This is a genomic window from Peribacillus sp. Hz7 (assembly GCF_042136355.1).
Taxonomy (GTDB): domain Bacteria; phylum Bacillota; class Bacilli; order Bacillales; family DSM-1321; genus Peribacillus; species Peribacillus asahii_A.
In genome coordinates, this window is the sequence record NZ_JBHHJV010000001.1 from 191,027 (window position 1) to 213,167 (window position 22,141).

Annotated in this window: 20 protein-coding genes, 1 pseudogene and 1 riboswitch; of the genes and pseudogenes, 14 read left to right on the plus strand and 7 right to left on the minus strand. The window is 38.4% G+C overall.

All coding sequences use genetic code 11. The features are described from left to right. Nucleotides 1-328: 328 nt before the first annotated feature. The 3 genes and pseudogenes from ACE199_RS00905 to ACE199_RS00915 form a co-directional block, all read left to right on the plus strand. Nucleotides 329-778, plus strand: a complete 450-nt coding sequence (locus ACE199_RS00905; protein WP_375348221.1) for a hypothetical protein — start codon at nucleotides 329-331, stop codon at nucleotides 776-778. Nucleotides 779-992: 214 nt separating this feature from the next. After that, nucleotides 993-1,253 (plus strand): hypothetical protein, encoded by a 261-nt coding sequence (locus ACE199_RS00910; protein WP_375348222.1) that lies wholly within the window; start codon nucleotides 993-995, stop codon nucleotides 1,251-1,253. Between the two features lie 746 nt (nucleotides 1,254-1,999). Further along, nucleotides 2,000-2,212 (plus strand): annotated as a pseudogene (locus tag ACE199_RS00915) (tyrosine-type recombinase/integrase); the annotation flags it as partial. 60 nt (nucleotides 2,213-2,272) lie between these two features. Here the strand turns inward: ACE199_RS00915 and ACE199_RS00920 are convergent. The 3 genes from ACE199_RS00920 to ACE199_RS00930 all read right to left on the minus strand — a co-directional run bounded on the left by ACE199_RS00920 (nucleotide 2,273) and on the right by ACE199_RS00930 (nucleotide 5,867). Further along, nucleotides 2,273-3,505, minus strand: coding sequence for an aminopeptidase (locus ACE199_RS00920; RefSeq protein WP_375348223.1), 1,233 nt, complete (start codon nucleotides 3,503-3,505; stop codon nucleotides 2,273-2,275). A gap of 126 nt (nucleotides 3,506-3,631) precedes the next feature. Continuing rightward, entirely contained in the window at nucleotides 3,632-4,192 is a 561-nt protein-coding gene (locus ACE199_RS00925; RefSeq protein WP_252293936.1) for an FAD-dependent oxidoreductase, read from the minus strand. A gap of 187 nt (nucleotides 4,193-4,379) precedes the next feature. Then, nucleotides 4,380-5,867: an aldehyde dehydrogenase family protein gene (locus tag ACE199_RS00930; RefSeq protein WP_375348225.1), complete on the minus strand. Its 1,488-nt coding sequence runs from the start codon at nucleotides 5,865-5,867 to the stop codon at nucleotides 4,380-4,382. Between the two features lie 378 nt (nucleotides 5,868-6,245). Here ACE199_RS00930 and ACE199_RS00935 point away from each other — a divergent pair, with 378 nt between their 5' ends. The 11 genes from ACE199_RS00935 (at nucleotide 6,246) to ACE199_RS00985 (ending at nucleotide 16,870) form a co-directional block, all read left to right on the plus strand. After that, on the plus strand, nucleotides 6,246-7,457 hold the full coding sequence (locus tag ACE199_RS00935; protein WP_127759593.1) for an MFS transporter: 1,212 nt from the start codon (nucleotides 6,246-6,248) through the stop codon (nucleotides 7,455-7,457). Nucleotides 7,458-7,596: 139 nt separating this feature from the next. Next, a riboswitch (SAM riboswitch) is annotated at nucleotides 7,597-7,701 on the plus strand. Between the two features lie 132 nt (nucleotides 7,702-7,833). Next, nucleotides 7,834-8,019: a Fur-regulated basic protein FbpA gene (locus tag ACE199_RS00940; protein ID WP_127759594.1), complete on the plus strand. Its 186-nt coding sequence runs from the start codon at nucleotides 7,834-7,836 to the stop codon at nucleotides 8,017-8,019. A gap of 134 nt (nucleotides 8,020-8,153) precedes the next feature. Next, nucleotides 8,154-8,375, plus strand: coding sequence for an aspartyl-phosphate phosphatase Spo0E family protein (locus tag ACE199_RS00945; protein ID WP_375348226.1), 222 nt, complete (start codon nucleotides 8,154-8,156; stop codon nucleotides 8,373-8,375). Between the two features lie 209 nt (nucleotides 8,376-8,584). Then, nucleotides 8,585-9,103 carry an acyl-CoA thioesterase gene (locus ACE199_RS00950; protein ID WP_127759595.1) on the plus strand — a complete coding sequence of 173 codons (519 nt, stop codon included), beginning with the start codon at nucleotides 8,585-8,587 and terminating at the stop codon, nucleotides 9,101-9,103. Between the two features lie 144 nt (nucleotides 9,104-9,247). Next, nucleotides 9,248-10,255 (plus strand): ABC transporter ATP-binding protein, encoded by a 1,008-nt coding sequence (locus ACE199_RS00955; protein WP_375348227.1) that lies wholly within the window; start codon nucleotides 9,248-9,250, stop codon nucleotides 10,253-10,255. Continuing rightward, nucleotides 10,252-11,178 carry an ABC transporter ATP-binding protein gene (locus tag ACE199_RS00960; RefSeq protein ID WP_375348228.1) on the plus strand — a complete coding sequence of 309 codons (927 nt, stop codon included), beginning with the start codon at nucleotides 10,252-10,254 and terminating at the stop codon, nucleotides 11,176-11,178. The genes ACE199_RS00955 and ACE199_RS00960 overlap by 4 nt, the downstream gene beginning before the upstream one ends. A gap of 17 nt (nucleotides 11,179-11,195) precedes the next feature. Beyond that, a complete protein-coding gene (opp4B, locus tag ACE199_RS00965; protein ID WP_375348229.1) occupies nucleotides 11,196-12,161 on the plus strand; it encodes an oligopeptide ABC transporter permease in 966 nt (321 codons plus the stop codon). A gap of 24 nt (nucleotides 12,162-12,185) precedes the next feature. After that, nucleotides 12,186-13,082, plus strand: a complete 897-nt coding sequence (locus ACE199_RS00970) for an ABC transporter permease (protein WP_375348602.1) — start codon at nucleotides 12,186-12,188, stop codon at nucleotides 13,080-13,082. Between the two features lie 24 nt (nucleotides 13,083-13,106). Then, entirely contained in the window at nucleotides 13,107-14,873 is a 1,767-nt protein-coding gene (gene opp4A, locus ACE199_RS00975; protein ID WP_375348230.1) for an oligopeptide ABC transporter substrate-binding protein, read from the plus strand. Nucleotides 14,874-14,992: 119 nt separating this feature from the next. After that, a complete protein-coding gene (locus ACE199_RS00980; protein ID WP_375348603.1) occupies nucleotides 14,993-16,036 on the plus strand; it encodes a M42 family metallopeptidase in 1,044 nt (347 codons plus the stop codon). Between the two features lie 72 nt (nucleotides 16,037-16,108). Then, nucleotides 16,109-16,870 (plus strand): NRDE family protein, encoded by a 762-nt coding sequence (locus ACE199_RS00985; RefSeq protein WP_375348232.1) that lies wholly within the window; start codon nucleotides 16,109-16,111, stop codon nucleotides 16,868-16,870. A 503-nt stretch (nucleotides 16,871-17,373) separates the two neighbouring features. On the opposite strand, the gene ACE199_RS00990 is transcribed toward ACE199_RS00985, so the two are convergent. The 4 genes from ACE199_RS00990 to ACE199_RS01005 form a co-directional block, all read right to left on the minus strand. Further along, nucleotides 17,374-18,168 (minus strand): HipA family kinase, encoded by a 795-nt coding sequence (locus tag ACE199_RS00990; protein ID WP_375348234.1) that lies wholly within the window; start codon nucleotides 18,166-18,168, stop codon nucleotides 17,374-17,376. 35 nt (nucleotides 18,169-18,203) lie between these two features. Further along, nucleotides 18,204-19,298: a glycosyltransferase gene (locus ACE199_RS00995; protein WP_375348236.1), complete on the minus strand. Its 1,095-nt coding sequence runs from the start codon at nucleotides 19,296-19,298 to the stop codon at nucleotides 18,204-18,206. Continuing rightward, a complete protein-coding gene (locus ACE199_RS01000) occupies nucleotides 19,261-19,584 on the minus strand; it encodes an NUDIX hydrolase (protein ID WP_375348237.1) in 324 nt (107 codons plus the stop codon). Before ACE199_RS01000 ends, ACE199_RS00995 begins: the two co-directional genes overlap by 38 nt. 1,342 nt (nucleotides 19,585-20,926) lie before the next feature. Continuing rightward, nucleotides 20,927-21,829 carry a LysR family transcriptional regulator gene (locus tag ACE199_RS01005; RefSeq protein ID WP_375348238.1) on the minus strand — a complete coding sequence of 301 codons (903 nt, stop codon included), beginning with the start codon at nucleotides 21,827-21,829 and terminating at the stop codon, nucleotides 20,927-20,929. Nucleotides 21,830-22,141: the final 312 nt, after the last annotated feature.

Genomic DNA, 22,141 nt, shown 5'->3' on the forward strand with positions numbered 1-22,141 from the left:
AGCCTTTCTTAAATTATTAAGGGAGGCTGATTTGTGTAGAAAAACTCCTATCTTTACCCTTATTAAGATGTTCTCCATCACGATAGGTAGGTTAAATATATGGAATGTGAAGTAGAAAGATACCTGTTATCGCTAACAACACCTTCTTGTGAACATTAAAAAAATGTGTAAATCCTGGTTTAAGGAAGTAATCATCTTGCCTTTATTAGTGACATTAAACAGGTTAGGGCCGATGTACAGAAGTTAGAATCAGAACAGAGACTTATTAATTAATAAACAGAATAATGATAAAATATAGCGGGTTTTCTCATGGGATGGAGGTATGTTTATGCTTCAACAGATTAGGATAGGAAAATGGTTAATTGAAACTGATATTGAGAAGACACGAGAATTTTACAAGAAGGATATAACGGTATGTACTTGCTTATATTGCAAAAATTATGTTGAAGCTTGTAAGTATCTAAAGACCTCTGTATTAGATGTATTCACCAAACTAAGGATTAATCCAACAAAACCAGCACATCTTTCTGAATTCCCTACTGAAGAAGCGGGGACACGATTATACTTAGGGCATTATCATCTTGTAGGGAGAGTGCTAGAAGGAGAGTTGTGTACAGATACTAATTTTAATGAAGAAAATACTATTGAGGTAGACAATTTCACAGTTGGATTTTCGGAGGATTTAGAGTTTGTACCAGAAGGATTCCCAAACCCTGTCCTACAGTTAAGCTTTGAGGCTAATATTCCCTGGGTTCAAAGTGAAAATCCAGACGAATAATCATAGCGTGGTTCTGAAATAAGTGTAGGCAAGGGATGACTTTAGATTTGAGTTATCCTTTTTTGCGGCAGTGGATTGTAATTGAGGTTGATTAAAGGTTAATAAAACTGTGATTTTATGAATTAAAATACAGGGTTGTGGCCATGTATTTTTTATTGCTTGGAAAGGCTCAATGAATTCTCAAACAGAATACCATACATGAGGTGGTGATTATATGGATAATGAATATCAATACTATCATGTGCCGGTTAATCCGATAAATCAGCAACATGATATACACACAGAAACATCAGCAAATGAACTTAACAGGCAACAATATCCTGGGCAACAAGGGTTTCAACAAGGGTTTAGACAAGGCTATAGACAAGGGTATAGACAAGGGTATAGAGATGGATATCGAGCAGGGCAACAAGCAGGGTATTATCCAGGACATCGGCCAATACAACAGTCGTCGTGGCCTGATGAAAGTTGGTAAACCTAATGGTCAAGAGTGTTCTGGCAAGATTATTTTACCACTAAATGGTCCGAGTTTAGAGCCATAACTAATCCAGCATATAAATAAAAAGAAACTCTTCAAAAAATGATAAAAAACAGTGTCTTAGAAACGAACTGTATTGGTCGATAATCAAAGATTAATATAACCACAACTCAATTGAAAATTAGAGTCTAATAAAAACCCCTAGGGTTCACCCGGCCCAAGGGGTTTTCTATGCTAGACTAGATTAATTTTTATCGAAACTGCAAACCAGAAAGATGAGAATCCGTTCCGTCGATTCTCCGCAAGAATGGCATCAGCATCCATATTTTGTTGCTTCGAAAACAACATGAACAAACTGCCCCTTTAGCTTAAGTATATTCCTTCACAATCGATATAACTTACATTAACAACCATTAACAACACGTTAACGTATATATGTCCACACATGCCCACTGACGCTCATTATTGCTCGTGGTGGCGTTTCAAGAGTCTCCCTTCCCGCTCTTTATTCAACTTTGCTTATGGATGAATGATTTTGGGGGCTCTATGTAAGCTTGTTCAGAGTTAGTTTGTTAGTGTGTTGGTTTGTTACAGAAACCACTCTCATTCACAAACTGGCACTCGGTAAATGCTCGATACGATTCAAATTGTGGATATGATTTAATGCGGTAAAGTAATAAAAAAATCAGAGATACACTGATGCAGTTCGATAAGGATAACAGAATCGTATCCCTATTAGAGTAAAGCTAGGGTTGTCTACAATCCGCTTTCATGATTTAAGACACACACATGTTACGATGTTAATCAAACAAAATGTGAATGTTAAGGTGATATCTGAGCGGGTTGGACATACTTCAATCCAAATTACATTAGATAAATATAGCCACGTGCTTCCGAGCATGCAGAAACACGTGGCTGAGGAATTAGATAAGTTGTTTAAAATTAAAGAAATGTGACCATTTTTGTGACCACTCGAGGTTTTGAACCTTCAAAATGCCTCTATATCAACGTTTTAATTAAAACGCCCAATCTCCGTTACGGAAGACAGGTTCAGCAGTTCCGTCAGCTAGAATGCCGTCGATGTTCATTTTGTCAGAGCCAATCATGAAGTCAACGTGAGTTAAGCTTTCGTTTAAGCCATGTTCAGCTAGCTGTTCCGGTGTCATATCTTTTCCACCTTCAAGACAGAAGGCATATGCACTGCCGATAGCTAAGTGATTGGATGCATTTTCGTCAAACAGTGTGTTAAAGAATAACACATTAGATTGTGAAATAGGGGAGTTGAATGGCACGAGTGCGACTTCTCCTAAGTAATGAGAGCCTTCGTCTGTCTCCACTAATTGTTTTAAAATTTCTTCGCCTTCTTCTGCTTGTACCTCGATAATGCGTCCATCTTTAAACGTAACAGAGAAGTTATTGATAATATTTCCACCATAGCTAAGCGGTTTTGTGCTTCTTACTGTTCCGTTAACACCTGTTTTTAATGGGACTGTAAACACTTCTTCCGTCGGCATGTTGGCCATAAAATGATGTCCGTGTTGGTTGATGCTGCCGGCGCCGCACCATAGATGTTTTTCAGGAAGCTCAATTGTTAAGTCGGTTCCTGGAGCTGTGTAATGAAGTTTTGTGTAGTGCTTGTCATTCAAATAATCTACTTTTTCATGCAAGGTGTCATCGTGTGTTTTCCATGCTTCAACAGGGTTTTCTGTATCAACACGAACCGCTTTGAAGATGGCCTCCCATAGTTTATGTACGCGATTTTCAGCGGGTTCTTCAGGGAATACTTTGTTTGCCCAAGCTTCAGAAGGAACGGCTACGATGGACCAGCTTACTTTATCAGATTGCATAGCTTGGCGCCACGGTTTTAAGGCAGTGCCTGATGCTTTTTGGAAATTCGCAATTCGCTTTGGATCTACGCCTTTTAATAAATCGGGACTGGAGGAAATCACCGATAGAAAGGCTGCCCCTTTTTCCGCTAGTTCAATGGTTTCTTTTGCACGCCATTCAGGATATTCATGAAAGACTTCATCTGGTGCTAATTCATATTTTGTGCGATTCACAATGTCGTCGTTCCAATTGACAATTACATTATATGCACCAGCTTCATACGCCTTTTTGACAATTAAACGTACGAGCTCTGCGCCTTCTAGTGTTGTATTGACAACAAGCGTTTGTCCTTGTTGGATGTTAACACCGACTTTTACAGCTAGCTCTGCATATTTTTCTAAATTTGCTTGGAAATCACTCATTATGATTCCTCCTTTTCCAAAATCTACAACTTATATTGTACTAATAGAGAAAGAAAAAAGAAACTTATAGCATCCGTAAACAATGAAAAACAACAAACTGGATCTGCAGTTTGTTGTTTTTCAGTCTTATTTTAATACATCGTGATCAACATAACGTTCTCCGTTTATTTCGCTAATCAAGTTGATTGCGACTCTTGCACCGTCTCCAGCCGTCACAATCGTATGTGCACTCGTTCCTGCACATGCTCCAGCAGCCCAAATGCCTTCTACGTTTGTTTTTCCAGCAGCATCTACATCAAACACTTTCTTTGATCTTGGCTCTGTACCATCTTTTGTTGTGATACCTGCTTCTTCAGCTAAGCTTGTTAGCCCGCCTGTTGCTAAAATGATTTGTTTCGCTTCAACCGATCCGTTTTCTGTTTGGATTTGAAATCCTTCAGTCGTTTTATTAATTCCCGTTACTTTTGTTTCAATTAGTTCTGCACCAAATTTTTTCGCTTGGGCTAGACCTGTTGCTAATAAATCAGGTCCAGCAATTCCAGCTGTACCGTAATGATTATCTAACCAAGCTCTTTTTGTGCCGCTTTGGCTGCTGTCTAGAATAACTGTTTGTTTTCCTGCTTTGGCGGTAAAGATGGCAGCACTGCCTCCAGCCGCTCCAGCTCCAATAATCGCTATTTCATACATAGGAAAAACCCTCCTTTTTTATACTCAAGTTTATTTTAACAAATGAAGGAGAAAGGGGGTTAATGATTGAGACTAAAATGGCGAGATTACTTTTCGAATTGGCGAAATTCTGCTCCGAGTTGGCGAGATTATGGAATAAAAGAAAGGTCCCCCATTCGTATGAATAGGGGACCCATTTTATTTAATGTTATCGATTTAAATTAATCCAAACGCTCTTCACTTCTGTGTAGTTGTTTAGAGCATAGGAGCCCATTTCACGGCCGATACCGGATTGTTTGTATCCGCCAAATGGAGAAGCGGCATCAAATGCATTGTAGCAGTTGACCCAAACCGTACCAGCACGCAGCTTGTTAGCAATATAATGAGCATTGGCAATGTCGCTTGTCCAAACACCAGCAGCAAGGCCATATTCACTTGCATTTGCTCGTTTGATGACATCATCTAAGTCCTCATATGGTAAAGCTGAAATAACAGGACCGAAGATTTCTTCTTTCGCAATCGTCATGTTATCTTCGACGTTAGCAAAAATAGTAGGCGCAACAAAGTAACCTTCTTCACTAGGAGGAGCTCCGCCAGCTAGCACTTCCGCACCCTCTGTAATCCCTTTAGCAATGTAGCCAAGTACGCGCTTTTGTTGTTCTTCGGAAATAAGCGGTCCAATTTGAGTATTTGGATCAAGACCTGCTCCTTGTTGAATGGATTTAGCATGACTTGCCATGTCAGCTACCACGTTATCGTAATGCTTCTTTTGAATAAAGACACGAGAGCCGGCGCAACAAACTTGTCCTTGGTTAAACATAACCCCGTTTAACGCGCCAGGAATCGCTTTAGAGAAATCAGCATCAGGCAGGATAATGTTTGGTGATTTTCCACCAAGTTCAAGCGTCACCCGTTTTAGTGAATAGGAAGCAGAACGCATGATGCGTTTGCCGACTTCTGTTGAGCCGGTAAAGGCAATTTTATCTACTTCAGGGTGATCAACTAAAGATTGGCCTGCTGTTTCTCCGAAGCCAGGAATGATGTTGATAACCCCGTCTGGGAATCCTGCTTCAGAAATTAATTCAGCAAGATAAAGAGCAGACAGAGGCGTTTGCTCTGCAGGTTTTAGAACAACTGTACAACCAGTGGCAAGGGCAGCCCCAAGCTTCCACATGGCCATTAAGAGCGGGAAGTTCCATGGGATAATTTGTCCAACAACTCCAACAGCTTCATGTCTTGTATAGTTAAAATAATTGCCGCTTACAGGGATAGTTTGTCCAACGATTTTCGTTGACCAGCCTGCATAATATCGAATATGTTCAATCGCTAATGGAATATCGGCATTAGTTGTTTCTCTAATTGGTTTACCGTTATCTAATGTTTCAAGTTGAGCAAGCTCTGTTTTGTTTTCTTCCATTAAGTCCGCGAGCTTGTACATTAAACGACTGCGCTCTGCTGCACTTAATCTTGACCATGGGCCTTCATCAAATGCTTTACGAGCTGCCTTGACGGCTAAATTAATATCCTCTTTATCACCTTCATATACTTCAACAAGTTTTTTACCTGTTGCTGGATTTGGAGTGGAAAATGTTTTCTTAGAGACACTTTCAACGAATTGTCCATTAATATACAGCTTTTTTGGTCCTTGTAAAAACTTTTGAAGCTTTTCACTAACTTGCAAAGTAAGATTTGACATAAATACCTCCTAAAATATACATAAAATGGTATTGTGCAAATCATGGTGAGGGATAAATAGGTGAGAGCATTTATGATACTCCCTAATACATCTTAACAAATGTAATGATTATACTTAAATGTTAAATATTGTTAATTTTAATATTTTTTATAGGTGAAAATTTCTCTTTGAAAGGTGTGCCAAACTGCAGTTTGGCGCGAAAAAAGTCAAAAATCATCAGCACTCTATGATAGATTTTAAAAAATGTCTATATTTTTGTCATGACAGTTGTATTTACTATAGTCATGAACAAAAATAATAGATAAAATAGAAATGGGATAAAAATATATATAGTAGGAATTTTTTTAGTGTTACGGAAGTTCATCAGGAGGAATTATCATGGATAAAAAAACAAAACGGATAGCAGATCGCAAGCTGTTAGGGATTGCTGGGGCAGCTTGGATGTTTGATGCTCTGGATGTGGGGATGCTCTCCTTTATTATTGCGGCTTTGAAAATGGAAGAAGGATGGAATCTGACTGATGTGCAAGCTGGATGGATTGGAAGTACGCAATCGATTGGGATGGCTGTTGGGGCTTTACTGTTTGGAGCAATGGCGGATAAAGTAGGCCGTAAAAATATTTTAATTATTACGCTTTTACTTTTTTCTATCGGAAGCGGGTTATCAGCATTAGTAGGGACGATTAGTTTATTTTTAATTTTACGCTTTTTCATCGGCATGGGGCTGGGAGGAGAGCTTCCTGTCGCATCTACACTTGTAAGTGAAAGTGTAGCACCGAGCAAACGTGGACGAGTCGTTGTCTTATTAGAAAGTTTTTGGGCGTTAGGTTGGATTTTATCGGCTCTTATTTCTTATTTTATCATTCCGACATACGGCTGGAGAATTGCTTTAATTTTAAGTGCGTTACCAGCTTTTTATGCGGTATACCTGCGTTTTAGTTTACCAGACTCACCGAAGTATGAAGAGTTGAAGCCGAAGGAAAAACAATCGATGCTTCAAAATATGAAAAAAGTGTGGGCGAAAGAGTATTCCAAACAAACTCTTATTTTATGGGTGCTTTGGTTCTGTGTTGTATTCTCTTACTACGGCATGTTTCTATGGTTACCAAGTGTGATGCTGATGAAAGGGTTCAGCTTAATTAAAAGCTTTGAATATGTGTTAATTATGACGCTTGCTCAGCTTCCAGGTTATTTTACAGCTGCTTGGTTTATTGAAAAAATGGGTCGTAAATTTGTGTTAATTACTTATTTAATTGGTACAGCAGTGAGCGCTTATTTCTTTGGAACAGCTGAAGAGCTGCCGTTGTTAATTACATCAGGAATTCTTCTTTCTTTCTTTAACTTAGGTGCATGGGGGGCTTTATACGCTTATACTCCAGAACAATACCCAACAGTGATTCGGGGAACAGGGGCAGGGATGGCAGCGGCCATTGGACGTATCGGAGGAATTCTAGGGCCGTTATTAGTCGGGTACTTAGTAGCTGCCAATACATCGATTAGCGCAATTTTTACGATTTTTACCGTTGCCATACTAATCGGTGCCATCGCGGTGGCTTTTGGTAAAGAAACAAAAAATACAGTATTAGAATAGAAATTTGAGAAAGGAGTGCACTTGCACTCTTTTTTCATTTAGGTTATGCTAGCATAGTTGAGCAAACGATTTCCTATGTTGATATTGACATTTATTTACTAATCATATAGTATTTATATACTTTCATATTACTTTTTAATTCTTATCCAGAGAGGTGGAGGGATTTGGCCCTTTGAAGCCTCGGCAACAGACCTGTTATAGGAACTGTGCCACATCCAACAAGCAGCTGCTTGGAAGATAAGAAGAGTCGAATGAATACAGTAGCCTCTTCTTGGATAAGAAGAGGCTTTTTAAATATGCGCTGAATGTAGCTGGAATATGGAATGATGTAAGAGGTTCAGGTATCACATAAACAGAATAGAAAGGGGTTATACATATGGAATTATTTAAAAAGATTGAAGAGAGAAAAGCGCTGTTAATTGATAAATTATTAGCAAAAGGTGTATACAAAACAAAAGACGAGCGGCATTTATATGATGTTCCATTAAAAGTATTAGAAGATGAATATAAGCTTGTTGTTAATAAACCCGATCAACACTCCTCTTCCTCATGGATGACATAGTGAAGATTGATTTGTTTACATAAACATGAAAATTGGAAGTTATGTTCGGATTGTCACAAAATATTCAAGAAATGTATTCATATTTGAAGATGTTTACAAATTTATCACAATTAGAAGGGATAAATTAGATTGATTTGGGACTAATTATCTATTATGATATTTTTGTAAATATATTGAAAAGTGGGAAATGGACGATGAAGAAACTATATGCTGAACTAATTAATGAAAAAATTGAGGAAAAAAGACAAGAAATGATTAGATTAGCTATAGATTTTGGCTTTACAAGTCAGCTGGCGGTTCAAGCAAGTCAAGAGCTCGATACTCTTTTAAATGCGGCTGCAACTAGAGACAAATAGTTACACACTTCCTTTTCAAACAGATATTTGAAAAAATTCAAGAAAGCTATTGCTAAAAAATGAGCAATAGCTTTCTTTTATGTTGGCTATAATAAGCTTGTGAATCTAAAGCGATATTTAATAAAGCCTTTAGGAGATGACTGTCGTTCATTCACAATTAGAATCCCTATTGAGTGATACTACAGGTCGACAAAAAGGGGTGTGTCATCATGGAAAAAACAAAAAAATGCCGGGACTCTCTAGTTGTTAAAACAAGTATCGTTCTTCCTCCAGACACGAATAATATTGGTACGATGTTTGGAGGGAAATTAATGGCGCAAATTGATGACATAGCAGCTATTTCAGCGATGCGCCATGCTCGGTCGCATGTTGTAACGGCTTCAACGGATTCGGTGGATTTTCTGCATCCAATTTCTGAGGGCAATGCGGTTTGTTTAGAAAGCTTTGTTACTTATACGGGCCGCACCTCCATGGAAGTAGTGGTAAAAGTAGTAGCTGAAGATTTGCAAAGCGGTGTTCAAAATTTATGCGCTCTTTCTTTTTTAACTTTTGTAGCGATTGATGAAAAGGGAAAACCTATTTCTGTTCCTCGTTTAATTTCAGAAACAGAAACGGAGAAAGCGCTATATGAATCAGCGAAAGAACGAGCACAAGCGAGAAAGAAGCGGAGAACAGATACACAATATATTGCCGATACTATTGGAAACGACCTTGTTTGGTCTTTATGAAAAATCGAGTAAATACTCGATTTTTTTGTTGTTCAAAAGGTATAAAAAAATAAAAATGATTAAAAATAACAGTAATTATTTGAGAAAATAACCAAAAAGTGTTAAAAGTTGAGTAATGTTATAAAAACGGTTAGGGGGATAGGCATGGAAAAAGAACTCCTGCGAGTAGAAAACCTAACAACCTCATTTTGTATTGATGATCAATATTATGCAGCTGTTGACGATTTATCTTTTACCGTTCATGAAAATGAAATTGTTGCCATTGTAGGAGAGTCCGGCTGCGGTAAGAGTGCACTTGCTTTGTCTATTATGCAATTGCACGATAAAAAGCGAACAAAATCAGAAGGTTCTATTATATATAAAGGGACAAACTTATTGAATGCAGCAGAATCGAAGTTAAATAAAGTTCGCGGTCGACATATTAGCATGATTTTTCAAGAGCCGTTAACGGCATTAAATCCCCTTATGACAGTTGGTAAACAAATAGAAGAAAGTCTTCATTATCATACAGATTTATCAAAGAAACAGCAAAAAGCTAAAACGCTTACTCTGCTTGAACAAGTCGGGATTCCGTATCCAAAACGCACCTATAAGCAATATCCTCATGAATTGTCAGGAGGAATGCGACAAAGAGTGATGATTGCAATTGCCGTAGCTTGTTCTCCTTCCCTTGTTATTGCCGATGAACCAACCACCGCACTAGATGTAACCATCCAAGCACAAATTCTAGATTTATTAAAAGACATTCAACAAAAAACAAAGATGGGTATTATTTTTATTACCCATGATTTAGGCGTTGTCGCAGAGATTGCCGATCAAGTGATTGTTATGTATGCGGGACAAATTGTTGAAAAAGGGAGTGTAAAAACAATATTGGAGAGGCCGCTTCATCCCTATACGAAGTCTTTGCTTCACTCTATCCCTACTGTGACGAAAGAAAAGAGTCGATTGCATGTAATTCAAGGGATGGTGCCGCCCATTGCGAAAATTAACAGAAGCGGCTGTCGGTTTAAAGAGAGGATTCCCTGGATTTCTGTGCAATCGCATGCGCAATTTCCGAGGCTTCATGAAGTGGAACCAGGTCATTTTGTTCGCTGCACTTGTTATAAACAGTTTCATTTTCCGAAAGAAGGGGGTACAGCGATTCGATGACGTTGCTAAAAGTAGAAGATATCAAAGTTTATTTTCCAATTCGAGGCGGCTTATTTCATACAGTAGTAGACCATATTCGGGCGGTAGATGGTGTTTCTTTTGAATTACAGCAAGGAGAAACGTACGGGCTTGTTGGCGAGTCGGGAAGCGGCAAATCTACAACAGGAAAGGCTATTGTAAAGCTGCATCAGGTGACTGCTGGAACCATTACGTTTCAAGGCAAAGATCTTACGTATTTGAGCAGAGGGGAAATGAAGCCTTTTCGTAAAGATATTCAAATGATATTTCAAGATCCATATTCCTCTTTAAATCCGAAAAAGCGCGTGCTGGATATCATTGCGGAGCCGATTCGAAATTTTGAACGTGTATCGGTAACGGAAGAGAGAAAAATCGTGCAACAGTATTTAGAAAGAGTGGGGCTAAATCCAGATTCTATTTATAAATATCCACATGAATTTTCGGGTGGACAGCGTCAGCGGATTGGTATCGCTCGTTCTTTAACGTTGAAACCTAAATTGATTATTGCGGATGAACCTGTGTCAGCCTTGGATGTATCCGTCCAAGCACAAGTATTGAACTTTCTTCAAGATTTGCAAAAAGAATTTCAGTTAACGTATTTATTTGTAGGGCATGATCTTGGTGTCATTCGGCATATGTGTGACCGCATTGGTGTGATGTATCGCGGGCGGTTAGTGGAGGAAGGAACGAGTCAAGATATTTACAAAAATCCACAGCATATTTATACGAAACGGTTAATGGCCGCGATTCCCGATTTATCACCTGATGCTCGCGGGCAAAAAATAAAGCTTCGAAAACAGGTAGCTGCAGAATACAAGCAATTGTATTCTACCTTCTTCGACGAAAATGGACGAGCGTATGATTTAAAGCCGATTAGTGCCACACATAAAGTGGCATTGCCATAGGAGGTGAGAGGAAGCCTATGTGGAAATTTATTGTACGCCGGTTATTGATGATGATTCCACAGTTATTTATTTTAAGTGTTCTTGTATTTATGATGGCTAAAGCAATGCCGGGTGATGCTTTAGGAGGAAGAGAAATTGATCCGCGAGCTAATCCAGATGTGATTGAAGCACAGCGAGAAAAGATGGGATTAAATGATCCTTGGCATGAACAATATATTCGATGGGTGAGCAATGTTTCAAAGGGAGATTGGGGAGTATCGTATACACATAAAGTACAAGTAACGGATGTGATTGAGGACCGAATTTGGAATACAGTGAATTTGGCTCTCTTGACTTTAATTTTTACGTATTTAATCGCTATACCACTTGGGTTAATAAGTGGACGGTACAGCAATTCATGGATTGATGAAGTGATTACAGGCTATACGTATATAGGCTTTGCGACTCCTATGTTTATCTTTGCGATTATTATGCTCTTTGTATTCGGTTTTTCCCTTGATTTATTTCCGACGGGGGGAAGCGTTAATCCTACAGTGGAAGAAGGGACGTTTGCCTATGTACTGAGTAAAATTAATCATATGATTTTACCAGCGTTTAGTACGGCAATTGTTTCTACAACGGTTATTATTCAATATTTAAGGAATGAAGTCATTGATAATAAAATGAAGGATTTTGTTCGAACAGCAAAAGCGAAAGGCGTACCAGAAACAAATATTTATACTCATCATGTATTACGAAACTCTTTTTTACCGATTGCGGCTTTTTTAGGCTATGAAATTACGGGCTTAGTGGGTGGAGCGGTAATTATTGAGACGATTTTTAATTATCCAGGCATCGGTCAATTATTTCTGAGCTCTGTTCATGCTCGTGATTTTAGTGTTGTTACCGCTGTTGTCATGATGACTGGCTTTGCTACCCTATTGGGGACTCTTCTGTCCGATATTATTCTAAGTATAGTCGATCCGCGTATACGGATTGACTAAGGAGAGGTGAAGCGAGTAATGGAATTGAACGTAAATACAGAAAAACATGGACAATCTATACAAATAACACCTTCTGGAAGACAGCTAATTTGGCAGCAAATGAAAAAAGACCGTCTAGCGATGGGTTCGTTCATTTTCTTAATTTCCATCCTGCTCTTTGTGTACAGCGCAGCTTTTGTTATGGATGCAGAAGAAATTGCTCGAATTAACTTACGAGCTCTTCATCAACCTCCTTCTCTGGAGCATTGGTTAGGGACGGATTATGGCGGACGAGATGTATTTGGTCAATTAATTATTGGAACACGTAATTCGTTTACGATTAGCTTTTGTATCACATTGTTAACCGCTTTGATTGGGTTAACAACGGGGCTTGTGGCTGGTTATTTCGGCGGGGCGACTGATCATGTTGTCATGCGCATCATTGACTTTATCATCTCTTTACCGACGACGATGTTTATTATTGTGTTAGTGACGATTATTCCCGAATTTACAATATGGTCGTTTATTTTAGTGATGACTTTGTTTTATTGGACGGGCAAGGCACGATTGATTCGTTCCAAAGTGTTAGCGGAGCGAGAATTAGATTATGTTCAGGCTTCACAAACGTTAGGAACTCCGCATTGGAAGATTATGTTCTTTCAAATTTTTCCTAATGTAAGTTCGATTATCATCGTGAATTTTATTTTGAATTTAGCAGGGAATATTGGGCTTGAATCAGCTTTAACGTATTTAGGATTTGGGTTGCCAGAAAGTACACCGAGTCTTGGAACTCTCATTAGCTATGCAAGAAATCCGGATGTGTTAGAGCATAAATGGTGGGTATGGCTGCCAGCTTCCGTCATGATTCTTGTGATGATGTTAAGTATCAATTTTGTCGGTCAAGCGATTAAACGTGCGACGGACGCTAGACAAAGAAGATAACGAACAACAAGAGGAAGGTTTTTTATGAACGCTAAAGGCTATCAAGTATTATGTACATTCATAAGCTTCATATTAGTAGCAGCTTGTCAATCGGGACAAAAGATGGAGGAAGTCCATCAAGAAGTGGCAGGTGTTAGAACGAGTCAGACGTTTTTAACAAAAACAACGAACACAGCCAATGCACTTGAAGGTGGTCATCTGAATTATGGCTTAGTCGCAGACAGTCCGTTCGAAGGAATATTAAATGGAGTTTTTTTTGAAAATGCGTATGATGCGGAAATCTTGCAATTTTTTGATGAAGCGCTGCTCGCGACAGATGAAAACTCGCAATTTACTCAAGAGGGTGCCGCGACATATGAAATGTCTAAAGACTATAAAACAATGACGATTACGATTCGAGACGGTGTTAAGTGGCATGATGGCAACCCTGTAACAGGGGAAGATTTAGAGTTTGCTTATTTAACAATTGGTCACCCTGATTATAACGGGTCGCGCTATGATACAACTTTTCAAAATATTGTTGGAATGGATGAATATCATGCAGGAAAAGCAGAGCGTATCTCTGGTATTAAAGTGGCTGGAAATCGGGTTTCATTAACCTTTAAAGAAGCCAATCCGTCGATTTTAACAGGGGTGTGGACGTATCCGCTTCATAAAAAGTATTTAGGGAATATTCCAGTCGCACAAATGCCAGCTTCCGCGAAAATCCGTCAACATCCAATCGGTTTTGGACCATTTAAAGTAAAGAAAATTGTTCAGGGGGAAGCGATTGAGTTTGAAGCCTTTGATGATTATTGGAAAGGAAAGCCCAAGCTTGATCGTATTTCTCTATCTGTTGTGAACTCAACCACAGCCGTTAAAGCGCTGCAAGCTGGAAAAATTGATGTGGCTAAGATTTCGGCTGATTTGTATGAGGGAGCAAGGAAGTTAACGAATGTCAATCTTCTTGGACAAATGGAATCAACCTATACGTATATCGGTTTTAAGCTAGGCCATTATGATTTAGACAAGAGAGAAAATGTAATGGGCGGAACCAAATTGTCAGATAAACGTGTTCGTCAGGCAATCGGTTATGCGATTAATAATGATGAAGTCGGACAATTTTTATATAAAGGACTTCGTTTTCAAGCGAATACAGTAATTCCGCCTACACAGCCTAATTATTATGATGCAAGTCTTGCTGGGTATACGTATAACCCTGAAAAAGCAAAGAAGTTATTAGATGAAGCAGGTTATGTGGATCGAAATGGTGACGGCTTCCGGGAAGATCCAAAAGGAAAGAAATTTGTACTTAATTTTGCCTCGATGGCTGGCGGAGATGCGGCGGAACCATTAGCTCGGTACTATATTCAGCAATGGCGGGATGTTGGTCTACATGTCCAATTGTTAGAAGGAAGGCTTCATGAGTTTAACTCTTTTTATGATCGCTTGAAAAAAGATGATCAAAAAATTGATTTATATCAAGCCGCATTTGGCGTTGGATCAGATCCTGACCCATCCGGTCTTTGGGCAAGGGATGCCGCTTTCAATTATACTCGGTGGGTGAATGAAAAGAATGATGAGTTCTTGCAAAAAGGAGTTTCAGCAGAGGCGTTTAATAATGAGTATCGTGCAGAGGTTTATAAAGAATGGCAAGCATTGATTAAAGAAGAAGCACCGCTTATTCCTACTTTATTTCGCTATGGATTTCTAGGAGTAAACGAAAGGGTGCGAGATTTGGAGCTTGAAACAGGCAGTGTCCATGTAGATTGGTCGAAGGTAGCGGTAACAGCTGAAAAACCAATTAAATAATCAACAAACAGCCGGTTCGTTTGCTGAATCGGCCATTTGCTATGGAGCGTTGCTTTTTCCTCTAAGTAAAAAACGGTATACTTAGTGTACGAAGAAAGGGAGTGTTGATCTTGGTTTCCATAATTGATGAAAACGAAATTGTTTCCTACATAAAAGAGTTAGTCGCTATTCCAAGTCCATCGGGGTATACAGGGGAGGCGATTGCTTATGTTGCTGCGTTTATGAAAAGAAATCATGTTTCGTATCAGCTAACGAATAAAGGGGCTTTACTGGCGACGATACAAGGGAAGGACCCGAATAGACATCGTTTGTTGACCGCCCATGTGGATACATTAGGTGCGATGGTAAAAGAAATCAAACCGAATGGCCGCTTGAAATTAGCGATGATTGGAGGATTTCGCTGGAATTCCGTTGAAGGGGAATATTGTACAATCCATACCGCAGAAGGGAAGGCGTATACAGGAACGATTTTAATTCATCAGACATCTGTTCATGTGTATAAAAATGCAGGAGAGGTGAAGCGTGATGAAGAAGCAATCGAAATACGGATTGATGAAGTCGTGAAATCACAAGCTGAAACAGAAGCTCTTGGCATTTCTGTTGGAGATTTTGTTTCATTTGAACCGCGTGTAGAAGTAACAGAGAGCGGTTTTATTAAATCTCGTCATTTAGATGACAAAGCAAGTGTCGGCATTTTGCTTCATATCATGGAGCGCATTCAAACGGGAGACATTTCTTTATCACATACGACGCATTTTCTTATTTCTAACAATGAAGAGATTGGGTATGGAGGAAATTCGAATATTCCAGCTGAAGTCGTCGAATACATAGCGGTTGATATGGGAGCAATTGGAGATGGGCAAGCGACGGATGAGTACAGCGTCTCCATTTGTGCCAAAGATTCATCCGGGCCGTATCATTATAAGCTGCGTCAACATCTTGTATCTTTAGCGAAGGCTCATGCGATTGATTATCGAGTCGATATTTACCCGTATTATGGTTCTGATGCGTCCGCAGCGATTCGAGCCGGACATGATATTGTACATGGATTAATTGGCCCTGGAATTGATGCGTCTCATGCATTTGAGCGGACACATACTTCTTCGTTAAAGCATACAGCCCATTTACTTGCGCATTATTTACAGTCGGATTTGGTTATTTAATTCGATATCTCGATTATTTTAAAGCAAATAGTTTTTTGTAACAGAAACGATATGTAGAAGGGAGTGACAGATATGTGTTTGATAAATTTCGCTTATAAAATGGACTCACGGTATGACTTAGTTGTTGCTGCCAATCGGGATGAATTTTATGAAAGACCGACGGCACAGGCGTCTTTTTGGGAAGATGCATCGCATGTGTTGGCAGGCAGGGATTTAGAAAAAATGGGAACATGGATGGGGGTCACTAAACAAGGTCGTTTTGCGGCCCTTACCAATTATCGTGACCCAGATAATGAAAGCGGCAATATGCGTTCTCGTGGAGAATTAGTTGGTCAATTCTTAATAGGAGACAATCAGCCTCAACAGTATTTGCAAATGATTCAACAGCATCGTGATCAATATCCTGGATTTAACTTAATCGTTGGGGATGTAAGTTCCCTTTACTATTATTCGAACATAGAAAATGAACTTCGCTTGTTAAAACCTGGGCTGTATGGACTGAGTAATCATTTGTTGGATACACCGTGGCCAAAAGTACGTAAAGGAAAAGAAGGATTGGAAAGTTGTTTGAAAGGTTCAACTGAAAACTTAAAGGAATGTTTATTTTCAAGCTTGCAATATGCGGATCCTGCTCCAGATGAAGAACTGCCAAGTACAGGTGTTTCTTTAGAATGGGAACGAAAGCTTTCTCCGCTATTTATTCAAACTCCGGATTATGGAACAAGGTCATCTACTGTTTTGTTCATGACTGATAAGAATGTTCGATTTGTAGAACGAATGTTTAAGGGAAGAGAATACAAGGAGAGGGAATTCACGTTTGAAATTGAACGATAATTGCAACGAAATAGTTCAGCTTGTTGATTCTTGAACTACTCACCACTTAATTTTCTAACGAAAGTTTGAAGTGGGAGTCTTCTCGCCTAAAATAATAAAGTGAGAATTAAGAAGTTATATAACCTATTACAACCATTATTATTATCAGTGAAATTAACAAAGATGACTCCTGCTATGTAAAATTAAAGACAAGTGAATGTATGTTTTTGTTATGACAGCTTAACTGGTCTTTAATGTCACACATAATATAAAAATTAGTACATCACTTATATATTAGTGGTGTACTTTTTTATTTATTAGACCGCTTAAATGAATTGTAGTTTTCGATAGTGTGTGACCAGAGTATGACCAATATTTTTGTAAAAAACCTAGATAAAATTTAATACGAAATATTAAGATTTTGAGATATGACATTATGCGGAAAAAAATTGAATAGACTGTGGTCCCATTTTTAAAAAATAGAAGCCTTAAACCAGTAGGGAGTTATTTTTTTATCTGATATATTACTTAATATTACTAGAATAGTTGATAATACTGGCTAAGATATCGGGTAAGTTACTTTTCTGTTCTAAAAAAAACTTGTAGAGAGCCTCTCTATCCTCCGTACTCACATGCCACTCTTTAGGGATAGATTGAATAACTTCATAGATCAATTTGTTTGGCAAACCTATAATTTTTTCTGCAAACGATGTAAGCTCTTTGTGATCATTGAGAAGAGAGTAGACCCATTTATAAAAGGGCCAATGGAAGTTGTATTCCGGCTCCTCACTAAGCGTTTGAGCAGACCATTGGTATCGGCCCGGAAAACATCGGCCATGATCAATCATATGGACATAATAGCCGCCTTCAACTAGAGGTTCCAAAATTACATTCGTCGTACCCCGATCGCTGTTGTTCACCCATTGGTCGAATACCGTTATTCCTGCAAGCATATCGTGGTTTTTCACTTCCGTCCTGGAGGGTGGAGCTTCTCTGACATCCTCGAATACAACAGCGTTTTCAATAAAAACACAGCCATATTGGTGTCCGGAACTATATTTGTAGTTTTCGGATTGTAATTCAGGAGTTTTCTCGATAAACTCGTTTGGTATATATACAAGCTCAAAGGGGATAACGGGAAGTGAAAAGAGCGCTGCTAATTTGCCAATCACATATTCATTGACCACTTCTTTGCCTCTTTCTTTCGTAGTACCGTGCCACTTCACGACATATTTTTTACCATCGCTAAAAAAAATGACATGAGCCGTTTCACCTCTTAACGATTGTACATACTTAACTGGATATTTTGACTGTTTCATAATGTCTTTTCCCTCTTACATGTATTTGTATTGCATTATCTCCTCTTTTTTCCTTTCTTGTTTTTAATTAATTCATATAACTTTTGTTGTTCCACGATTTGCTTATTTAAATCAAATTTTTGTTCAATGACCTGTCGTGCTCTTTGGGTATATGTTCTCCATACCTCTGGATGATTCAAGAAATATTCTATACCTTTAGACAATTTCACATAATCTTTTTCGGGAGCAAGATATCCAGTTCTTTTGTGCTCAATTAATTCCGGAATCCCCCCGTTAAAAGTGGAAATTACCGGTAAACCACTTGCCATAGCTTCTTTTAATGCATTTGGAATCCCTTCTACATCGCCATCTTCTGCTGTTTCACTGGCAAGGCAAAAGAGATGAGAATCTCTTAACTCCTTAGAGATTTGGTGTGAATCCATTGCTCCTCTTAGAAAAACGCGATTGTTTAACTGGTATTTATCAATGAAGCTTTTAATTTTCTCTTCATCTTCTCCTGTCCCAATAATGTGCAGAGTTGCTCTTGGATATTTATGATGAATCAGGTGAAACGCCTTCAAAAGCGTAAGGAACCCTTTTTTCTCGACAAGCCTGGCTACCGACAAGATTCTGATTTCTCCTTTCGGAGGTAGGGAACGTTTGAAATATGGGTATAAATTTAAATCCAGACCGCCATATAAAACATGTATCCTGTCTTTTGGAAATCCTAATGTTTTTAATTCCTTAGCAAGAAAACGGCAAACTGCAAAATAGCCAGCTCCCTGATTTATTAAAGATTTATATCGTTTCTTATTTTCGAGAAATCTCTTTTTTGTTTGAGTGGAAGAATCACGTCCTCGAAAATGGACAATCAAAGGAATGCCATGCTTTGTAGCTGCTGGTAAAATATCGAGTGAATGTTTCCCTTGATGAGCGTGAATAGCCACGACATTTTGCTTCCTAAAGAAGGCGCCAAGGTCTTTAATTTCATTTACATTATAATAATGTTCAAACTGATATTGAACATTGTTGCTATTTGAGAAAGGTCCTATTACAATAGCCCGATACTGATTCAACCTAATAATCTGATTGTACATAAATCCTTGATTTATTTTAATAGGTTCTCCAATATAAAAAGCGATAGTTTGCACTATTTTCTTCCTTCCTTTCCTTCCCTCTACAATTAAATATCGATTTCTTTACTTTAAAACTTTGTAATATTTGTCGATCTCGTGCACTTGAATCTTTTAGAAGAACGGACCATTTTAAAAATTGAACCTTTTGTGTTTCTATACCATCAGGTTTTAAATTCCCGCTACGTATGTCTCTGAGCGAGTAAGCAATGATAGCAGGATAGTATTCATCCCTATTAGGCAGCTTCGTATAAAAGTTCTCCCCTGAAAATACCCCAATTAATTGAAGATTTCCGATATTCATCCCTATTCCTTCGGATATTTTCCTAATGCAAGCTTCTTCCGCAGCTTCCACGAATTCGATATAGCCAGAGCTGGCAATCTCCACATTTCATCGCTTTGTACCATCAGAAGGAGCCGTGCTAATCGAAAACTAATACGGTGACCACCGTAAGAATCAAAGGGCTTGTTCCAACGAGAGCACGTAATTCTTCAATGTATCCCATCCTTATGCCTTCTTTCGGGATAATTGTCTATCCTATCTGTGATGCTCTTTTATGAAAATTCTTCATATTACATTACATGCAGAATGGAAAAAATCGAAATGGACAACCAACTACTTATATTCATAAAAATTTCTGTTAAATACTCAATTGAACATATGAAAATTAGAACACCGAAGGATTTATCAAATGGTGAATAATACGAACGGGTGCGTGTGCGGCCGAGCCTAGGTCGTATCATATAGCGGGTGGGATTCCCGTCGAGTAAGAACTAGCCATTCGCTCGTAGCGAGTCTTGGAGGGTTAAAGGTAACTTTAGTCTTTAAGCGTAGACAGTTAGGTAGCGGGCTGAAAGCCAAATGGTTGAAGGGATTGAGCTCCATAATGTTAGTAACTCGAGAGGGCTGATGCCTTACGCACAGCAGAAAGCTACATCTTATCCTTCGTTAAAGGCAAGAAGGGTAAGGCCTCTCTGGAGTCAGAGACCTCGGCACGTCACACATTGATATGATACGGCAACTCGGGAGACCCTACCGGTCTTTTCGTGATAGAAGAGTATGGTTTACAAGCGATACAAAGCAAGGAAACCAAAAGCCGATGTAGGGAGTCGGATAGCAGCGTAGTACCGATGAAGTTGGGTAATGCCGATGGAGGAAAGGCTGGCTACCAGTTATCACCCTTACTAGGGACACATTTACTACACTCAGAGGTAGGAATAATGATGGAAACAAAACTAGTAAGGATAGCAGAATTAGCAAAAATCAGAATGAAAGAGATGAGCTACATTTTGTGAATGGTAACTAGGAGGAGCCGTGTGCGTTAATTGCGCAAGCACGGTTCTGTGAGGGGGGAGAACTCAATCTACCGAAAGGTAGAGAGGTTCTCTTCTACTCGACTAGTTCAACAACAAAAAATATTGTTGTTGTGGTAAGTGAGGTCATTTTTAGTACAAAAAAGGATAGTTAAGCAGATATAATTACTGCTTAACTATCCTTTTTCTTTTCCCATTATAATGTGTGACATTTTATATTTTAATTACATTAGGTTTGAGTGCCAGACCCTCGGTATGGTAATGCTTTAATACGTTGGGGGTCAGGCGCACTAGCATAAAAATGGTGGTAGAAGCGCCAGTGAGTAGGTACCTTATTGAGAGTAGGTTTGGTTACTTATAAAAAACTGAGAAATGAGAGAGTTCAGCTCATGTATTATAGATGGTAGATTCCTATCATGGTGGATTGCAGTATATAATGTCCTTTTTATCATAGGATTGTTCACTTGAATTATGTTGATATTTTTTTCTATTTGAGAATTTAAATGGCTTTCGAATATTAAAGCACTCCCTAATTCAGAAGCAACTAGGCTAATAATTGAGCTGGTTCTGCTGGTTTCGAAAGCAATATTAGGTTTTATATCATGCTGAGTAAAAGCAGCCATTATAATTTGGCGTGTATGATAATTGTTTGGGAAAAAAATTAGAGGCTCGCCGTCTAAATCAGTAAAACTAACTTCTTCTCTATTATTAAAATGATGATGTAGTGGAGTAATTAATACTAAAGGCTCTTCGAAAACAGGAGTAAACTTTAATACATCTGTATCTTGGCAATTGGAAGTGATTCCAATATGCACATCATATTTCTTTAATGATTCCGCAATTTCCTCCGCTCCCATTTCCTTAATTTTAATAGGTATATGTGGATATTTCCTTTTAAACTCAGGAATTATTCTACATAACCATGGAATACTAGTTACATAAGCTCCAATGCTAATTTCACCTAAACCTACATTCTTAACATCTTCCATTTCTTTAGTGGCATTTTTCAGTTGTTGTAGAATCTGTACTGAATGCTTATATAATACTTTTCCTGCATCTGTTAAAGTAATTTCTCTTGTATTTCTTTTAAACAACTTACAATCTAGTTCTTGCTCGAACATTTTCATTTGTTTACTAAGAGATGGTTGAGAGATATGTAGTTCCGATGCAGCTCTAGTTATGTTTTTATTCCGAGCTATTGATTCAAAGTACTTTAATAAACGAGTATCCATCATTTTTACCTCCAAAGTATTTCTTAAAGATTCATAGCTTGAGGTTATGGTTCCATAAATAGGAAGTATTGGTATTATAGCACAAAAATCATTTATAGTAATAATTACCAAATGTTTGAAGCATACAAAAGTATCCATTCATTTTTTATATCCAACACTAAAAGTGCTTCAAATAAAAATACTAAAAATGTAATAGTATTTTTATTGATTAATTGAAGGGGGAATTTGCTTGAATGTTGATGAAGTCAATAACTAACCATTATCAGTTTGTAGACAGTGTTATGATGTGTCCTTGAAGATTATAAGGTAAATTAC

Excerpts from the sequence above, each read along its gene's own strand:
- ACE199_RS00920 (WP_375348223.1), bottom strand. The coding sequence starts at position 3,505 with ATGAGTGATTTCCAAGCAAATTTAGAAAAATATGCAGAGCTAGCTGTA.
- ACE199_RS01005 (WP_375348238.1), bottom strand. The coding sequence starts at position 21,829 with ATGATGGATACTCGTTTATTAAAGTACTTTGAATCAATAGCTCGGAAT.
- ACE199_RS00930 (WP_375348225.1), bottom strand. The coding sequence starts at position 5,867 with ATGTCAAATCTTACTTTGCAAGTTAGTGAAAAGCTTCAAAAGTTTTTA.
- ACE199_RS00955 (WP_375348227.1), top strand. The coding sequence starts at position 9,248 with ATGGAAAAAGAACTCCTGCGAGTAGAAAACCTAACAACCTCATTTTGT.
- ACE199_RS00910 (WP_375348222.1), top strand. The coding sequence starts at position 993 with ATGGATAATGAATATCAATACTATCATGTGCCGGTTAATCCGATAAAT.
- ACE199_RS00950 (WP_127759595.1), top strand. The coding sequence starts at position 8,585 with ATGGAAAAAACAAAAAAATGCCGGGACTCTCTAGTTGTTAAAACAAGT.
- ACE199_RS01000 (WP_375348237.1), bottom strand. The coding sequence starts at position 19,584 with ATGAATATCGGAAATCTTCAATTAATTGGGGTATTTTCAGGGGAGAAC.
- ACE199_RS00935 (WP_127759593.1), top strand. The coding sequence starts at position 6,246 with ATGGATAAAAAAACAAAACGGATAGCAGATCGCAAGCTGTTAGGGATT.
- ACE199_RS00940 (WP_127759594.1), top strand. The coding sequence starts at position 7,834 with ATGGAATTATTTAAAAAGATTGAAGAGAGAAAAGCGCTGTTAATTGAT.
- ACE199_RS00990 (WP_375348234.1), bottom strand. The coding sequence starts at position 18,168 with ATGAAACAGTCAAAATATCCAGTTAAGTATGTACAATCGTTAAGAGGT.
- ACE199_RS00905 (WP_375348221.1), top strand. The coding sequence starts at position 329 with ATGCTTCAACAGATTAGGATAGGAAAATGGTTAATTGAAACTGATATT.
- opp4A (WP_375348230.1), top strand. The coding sequence starts at position 13,107 with ATGAACGCTAAAGGCTATCAAGTATTATGTACATTCATAAGCTTCATA.
- ACE199_RS00985 (WP_375348232.1), top strand. The coding sequence starts at position 16,109 with ATGTGTTTGATAAATTTCGCTTATAAAATGGACTCACGGTATGACTTA.
- ACE199_RS00925 (WP_252293936.1), bottom strand. The coding sequence starts at position 4,192 with ATGTATGAAATAGCGATTATTGGAGCTGGAGCGGCTGGAGGCAGTGCT.
- opp4B (WP_375348229.1), top strand. The coding sequence starts at position 11,196 with ATGTGGAAATTTATTGTACGCCGGTTATTGATGATGATTCCACAGTTA.
- ACE199_RS00960 (WP_375348228.1), top strand. The coding sequence starts at position 10,252 with ATGACGTTGCTAAAAGTAGAAGATATCAAAGTTTATTTTCCAATTCGA.